The organism is Planctomycetia bacterium, from assembly GCA_034440135.1.
In the GTDB taxonomy this organism is placed as follows: domain Bacteria; phylum Planctomycetota; class Planctomycetia; order Pirellulales; family JALHLM01; genus JALHLM01.
In genome coordinates this window covers 1-6,121 of the sequence record JAWXBP010000440.1, presented here as the reverse complement: position 1 = coordinate 6,121, position 6,121 = coordinate 1, and the positions used below count along the sequence as shown (strand labels likewise).

The 6,121-nt window shown below is 60.5% G+C and carries 4 protein-coding genes; all 4 read left to right on the top strand.

Annotated elements, in window-relative coordinates; all coding sequences use genetic code 11:
• The first annotated feature begins 244 nt into the window (after positions 1-244).
• The 4 genes from SGJ19_25395 to SGJ19_25380 all read left to right on the top strand — a co-directional run bounded on the left by SGJ19_25395 (position 245) and on the right by SGJ19_25380 (position 6,025).
• A complete protein-coding gene (locus SGJ19_25395) occupies positions 245-787 on the top strand; it encodes a hypothetical protein (protein MDZ4783597.1) in 543 nt (180 codons plus the stop codon).
• A 75-nt stretch (positions 788-862) separates the two neighbouring features.
• Positions 863-3,535, top strand: coding sequence for a malto-oligosyltrehalose synthase (treY, locus tag SGJ19_25390; GenBank protein ID MDZ4783596.1), 2,673 nt, complete (start codon positions 863-865; stop codon positions 3,533-3,535).
• Positions 3,536-3,563: 28 nt separating this feature from the next.
• A complete protein-coding gene (locus SGJ19_25385; protein MDZ4783595.1) occupies positions 3,564-5,354 on the top strand; it encodes a glycoside hydrolase family 15 protein in 1,791 nt (596 codons plus the stop codon).
• 296 nt (positions 5,355-5,650) lie between these two features.
• Positions 5,651-6,025, top strand: coding sequence for a hypothetical protein (locus SGJ19_25380; GenBank protein ID MDZ4783594.1), 375 nt, complete (start codon positions 5,651-5,653; stop codon positions 6,023-6,025).
• Positions 6,026-6,121 lie beyond the last annotated feature (96 nt).

Genomic DNA, 6,121 nt, shown 5'->3' with positions numbered 1-6,121 from the left:
TCAGTGCGGAATGCGTACTTTGAGCAGCGAGGAAGCAAATCAGATTCCCCGCCTCCAAGTAGCCTGAGCATATCGACATCGTTCATTGCGCCAACCGACTGATTTGTGGCCGCGAGCGCTCTGCAGGCGCCTATTTGGAAAGGAATCATCGTTCTTCGCTGGAATTGCACATGGGATTTGGCATGACGCTTGCTTATTGACCATCGTGAACGCGATTCAACGCAACTCAAGTCTCGGTGCAACCATGGCAACTGCAACGACCATACAGGCATCGGCCACCGATACACCGACGCGGGCAGTCCTGCTGGACAAAGTGATTGACGCCGAGCAGATCGTCCAGGATTTGCTGGACGCTGGGCTGCCGCGGGACCGGATCACCGTGGTCAGTGACGCCGCGGAAATTAGGCGTCGCTTCAGCAGCGTCGACACGCAGCCGCCGGCTGGTCGCCTGACGGTCAAGTGGATCGCCATCGGATCAATCGCTGGGCTCGTCCTAGGCGGTGTGATGGCAATCGCCCTCGGGGCCATGAACAGCGACGATCAGCCCCGCATGCTGATGGGCGCCCTGATCCCGTTGGCCGCGGCCTTGGTGGGCGGCTTCGTGGGCGCGATGATGACGCGGGGAACGGAAAGCGAGCCGGCGAACTTCCACGACCAGGCCGCATTACCGGACAAGACACTGGTCGCGGTGGAATTGCAGCCGGAAGATCCGATCACCTGGATCACGTTGGCCGAGCGCGTGATGCGTCGCCACGGCGCTGAGCCATTGCCATTGGCCCGTGGGTAGCCACGACCCGCTCGGCATGTCGGGCGTTCATCTTGCGCACATCGTTCGGGCGCATCGAGTCCTTGGAGAATACGCGTGACGCTCGAACATGTCGGTCCCATTGGAACTCGGGCGACCTATCGCCTGCAATTGAATGCGGCATTTCCGTTTGACGCGGCGGCGGCCATTGCGCCTTATCTATCGCAACTGGGCATTAGTCACGCTTATTGTTCTCCGTACTTGCAAGCCGCTCGCGGTAGCACGCACGGATACGACGTCGTGGATCCCACGGTGGTGAACCAGGAGCTAGGAGGCGCGGAAGCCCACGAGCGGTTTTGCGTGACGCTTGGCGAATCGGGATTGGGTCAACTGCTCGATTTTGTCCCCAACCACATGGCGGTCGGCGACAGCGCCAATCGGTGGTGGCGGGACGTGTTGCAGAACGGCCCAGCCAGTCTCTACGCAAGTTATTTCGACGTCGACTGGAGCGGCGGCGAAGAATCCAACCGTAATCGCATTTTATTGCCAATCCTGGAAGATCACTATGGCCGGGTCGTCGACGGCGGGCGCCTTCGCGTCGAGTTGAGCGAGGATGAATTCGTAATTCGCTATCACAACGACACTTTTCCGCTGTCGCCGCGCACTTGGGACGACATCTTGCGTCGTGCCGCCGAACAGTATCCATCCGATCGAATCGCCTTTCTCGCGGACGCATTTGCGCATTTACCCGACGCCAGCACCTCGGATCAGGCGCTCATTCATCTCCGCCTGCGCGACGCGGCTGTGTTAAAGGGCCTGCTGCGTGCGGCAATTGCGGAGGATCCGGAGGTCGCGTCGGCGATTGACGCCGCGATGGCGAAGATAAGTTATGACGCGGAAATGCTCGACGCCTTGCTCCGCCGACAGAATTACTGCCTTGCGTATTGGCGCACGGCCGGGGAGGAAATCGACTATCGCCGCTTTTTCGATGTGACGGGATTGGCGAGCTTACGGATTGAAGACGAGCAGGTGTTTAATGACGTCCATGCGCTCGTCTCTCAATGGTTGAAAAAGGGCGTCATTGATGGTCTACGCCTCGATCATATCGACGGGCTCCGTGATCCCTATGGATACCTGGTGCGCCTGCGGGAACGCACGCCACGCGCGTGGATCGTCGTGGAAAAGATTCTGGCCGTGAATGAACGCCTGCCGGGCAATTGGCCCGTCCAAGGCACGACCGGTTATGAATTCATGAACGCAGCCCTCGGACTGCTGATCGATCCAGAGGGCGAAGAGACTTTGACTCGACTGTACAGGGAAGTAACCGGGCATACGAATGCCTGGCCACATTTGCTGCTGGAGAAGAAGCGACTCGTGCTGCACGACCTGTTCAGCAGCGACGTGCGGCGGTTAGTTGTACTGTTCATGGCGATCTGCAAAGCGAGTCGGAAGTATCGCGACTACACGCGCCGCGAAGCCACGGAACTGTTGGCGGAGACCATCGCGCAATTGAGTGTGTATCGCACGTACGCACGGGCGGAAGATCAACACCTCGGCGAGGACGACGAACGACGCATCGCGTCGGCCATCGAAGCCGTGAAAGAGTGTCGCCCCGGCTTGGATAAAGAGCTGGTCGATCTGCTGCGAGACATGCTGCAATTGAAGCGGCGCGGTTCGGACGAAGCCGAATTCGTGATGCGCTTCCAGCAACTCACCGGACCGGCGATGGCCAAAGGTGCCGAGGATACCGGCTTCTACTGCTACAACCGCTTCGTCGCGCTCAACGAAGTCGGCGGCGATCCGGGGCGGTTCGGCATGTCCGCCGCCGATTTCCATGCGATCTGCGCCGAGAACCAAGCGAATCGACCGCAGACGTTGCTCGCCACAACGACGCACGACACCAAGCGCAGCGAAGACGTCCGCGCGCGCTTGGCGGTATTGTCCGAGATTCCGGACGCATGGGCCGCCGCCGTAAAGCGTTGGCTGGAGCGTGGTTCGGCCTATCAGCAGGACGGTCTCCCGGACGCGAACACCTTGTACTTGTTGTTTCAGAACCTCGTCGGCGTCTGGCCCATTGAGCAGGAGCGACTTACAACATATCTGCGCAAGGCCTCGCGCGAGGCGAAGGAGCACACGTCATGGACCGCACCGTCCGCCGCGTTCGAAGCGTGTCTCGATGAATACGTTCAAAAGCTTTACGCCGACCAGGGCATGCTGGACGATATCGCGACGTTCGTGGACGCGATCAAGTACGCCGGATATGTGAACGCGCTGTCACAGACGCTCTGGAAGCTCACCGCGCCGGGCGTGCCGGACATCTATCAGGGGCAAGAGCTCTGGGACTTCAGCCTTGTCGACCCGGACAATCGCCGCAGCGTCGCTTTTGATCGCCGAACACAGTTGCTGGACGAACTGCAACATCTTTCAACGCCCGAGATTCAAGAGCGTTGGCACGAAGGCCTGCCGAAGCTGTGGCTGACGCTGCAGTCTTTACGGCTGCGCAAACAGCAGCCCGAATGTTTCGGCGCCGAGGCTAGCTACGAGCCGCTTCCGGCAAGCGGCAAGTATGCCGACCATGTCGTAGCTTTCGTCCGCTCCGGTAAAGTTGCCGCCATTTCTCATCGCTGGTTGCGACGCCGCGCGGGCGCATGGGAAGGCACGACAATTGCGCTACCCGCCGGGGAATGGCAAAGTTGCCTAAGTGGCGAGCATTTTTCAGGCGAAGTCGCGATGGAACAAATCTTCGCCAGCTTTCCCGCGGCGCTGCTGCGCCTTGAAAAGATGAATTGATCATGGGTCCTCACGGAAGCACTTCGAAATGACGCTCCCCTTGGAACAATACGGTCTGATCGGCGACTGCCAGACGGCCGCACTGGTCGGCGCCGACGGTTCGATTGATTGGCTGTGCTTACCAAGATTCGACTCGCAGGCCTGCTTTGCTGCCCTAATTGGCACGCCGGAGCATGGCCGGTGGCTGCTCGCTCCTGTCGTAGGCGGCTTCGCAGTACGGCGCCACTATCAGCCGGATACGCTGATCATCGAATCCGAATTCCGCACCGAGACCGGCGCGGTTCGTATCGTTGACTTCATGCCACCACGCAGCGGAGAGCCGGACGTTGTGCGCATCGTGGTCGGCATCGAAGGCGAAGTGGCGATGCGGACGGAATTGACGATTCGCTTCGACTACGGCTCGATCGTCCCCTGGGTGCGACACATCGAACAAGGGATTTTCGCCATGGCGGGGCCGGACTCCGTCGTTCTGCGCACGCCGGTTCCGGTACGCGGCGAAGGCTTGTCCACCGTCGCCGATTTCACCGTCAAAGCGGGCGAGCGCGTGCCCTTCGTGCTGACCTGGTATCCGTCGTTCGAAAAACTGCCGGCGGAGATCGACGCCGAGGAATCGCTCGCGTTCACGGCGAAATGGTGGCGAGATTGGTCACAGCAGTGCGCCGGGTGCGGTCACGCGCGGGATGCCGTCTTGCGCTCGTTGATTACGCTGAAAGCGCTCACGTACGCGCCCACGGGCGGTATCGTGGCGGCGCCGACGACATCATTGCCCGAACATATTGGCGGCGTGCGTAACTGGGACTATCGCTACTGCTGGTTGCGCGACGCGACGTTCACGCTGTACTCGCTGCTCGCGGCGGGCTTCGACGACGAGGCGCTCGCCTGGCGCGACTGGCTGCTGCGCGCCGTCGCGGGCAGCCCCGATAAGTTGCAGATCATGTACAGCCTGACGGGGCGACGGCGGTTGACGGAAGTGGAATTGCGTTGGCTTCCCGGCTATGAAGCTTCGACGCCGGTGCGGATCGGGAACGCGGCGGCCGATCAGTTTCAACTCGACGTCTACGGTGAAGTCTGCGATATGCTGCACCAATGCCGCCGCGAAGGCTTGGAGCGCAGCGACGACGCGTGGCGCTTCGAGCAACATTTACTGGACTTTCTCGAATCGAAGTGGCGCGAGCCGGACGAAGGCATCTGGGAAGTGCGCGGACCGCGACGGCATTTCACTCAATCCAAGATCATGGCCTGGGTGGCCTTCGATCGCGCGGTGAAGGCCGTCGAGTCGTTCGGCTTTGAAGGCCCCGCAGAGAAATGGGGGCGATTGCGCGACACTATTCACCTCGAAGTCTGCCAGCATGGCTTCAATCAGGATCTCAACTCATTCGTGCAGTGCTATGACAGCGATACTCTCGACGCGAGTTTGCTAATGGCGCCCCTCGTAGGCTTCCTGCCTGCGACCGACCCGCGCATGCAGGGCACGCTGAGCGCGATTGAGAAGAAGCTGATGCGCAATGGCTTTGTCGATCGCTACGCCACGGAAACGTATGTCGACGGGCTCCCGGCGGGAGAAGGTTCGTTCCTCGCCTGCTCCTTTTGGTATGCCGACAACCTGGCGCTCTCGGGCCGAGCGGACGAAGCGCAGCGAATGTTCGATCGCCTGTTGAACGTGCGTAACGACCTGGGACTGCTGGCCGAGGAGTACGATCCGATCGCGGAGCGGCAGGTGGGTAATTTTCCACAGGCTTTTTCGCACGTCGGCCTGGTCAACACTGCGTACAATCTGAGCCAGATGCTCGGCCCGGCGGAGCATCGCCGGCAGAGTTGAATCAGGCTATTGAGCGCACTACATGACGGGGCAACGGTCACCGCCGCAGTCACCGGAGCAGTCAGTGCGATCGCGACCAACCTTCGCATTTGCACTGATGCGGCAAACGTGCCGCGACTAGTCGGATGACAACGCCGCGCGACTCGGCGCGGCGTTAGCATTTTACGTTGTGATTTCGTTGGCACCGCTCTTCTGGATCGCGATTGCGATCGCCCGCATATTCTATGAGCCTAGCCAAGTGCGGGGCGAATTCGACGACCAACTGACGTCATCTTGGGCGAGTAAGCGGGAAAGCCGTGCCAGACTTATTGTCAGCCTCGCAAGGAGCCACGTCGCGAGCGACTTTTGCCGGATCGCTGATGTTCCTTTGGGGCGCGACGAGGCTGTTTTCGCAGCTTCAGCAAGCGTTGAACGCCATTTGGGACGTGCGCCCCAAGGCGGGACGGAGCTGGATCGAGATCGCTCGCACCAGATTGCTGCGAATTATCATGGGCGTCTGCGCCGGCATCGTGGTACTGGTCTGGATCTACTATTCCGCTCAAGTTGTGTTTCTTTGCGCGGAGTTCACCCAGGCCTACACGAAAATGCGCCGTTCGGTGGGGGAATCGTCGACGGAAGCGGAATCGTGCGTCCGTGCGCCGCGCCGCGATCGCCTTATCGATGTCACCTAAAGCAATCGCTACGACTCTTTGAGCAATCGATCGTGCTTCACAGTCCCAGAGGTCGGGTCGTCCCAGTCGTCAAGCCCGCGCTCCATGCTGGAGCGG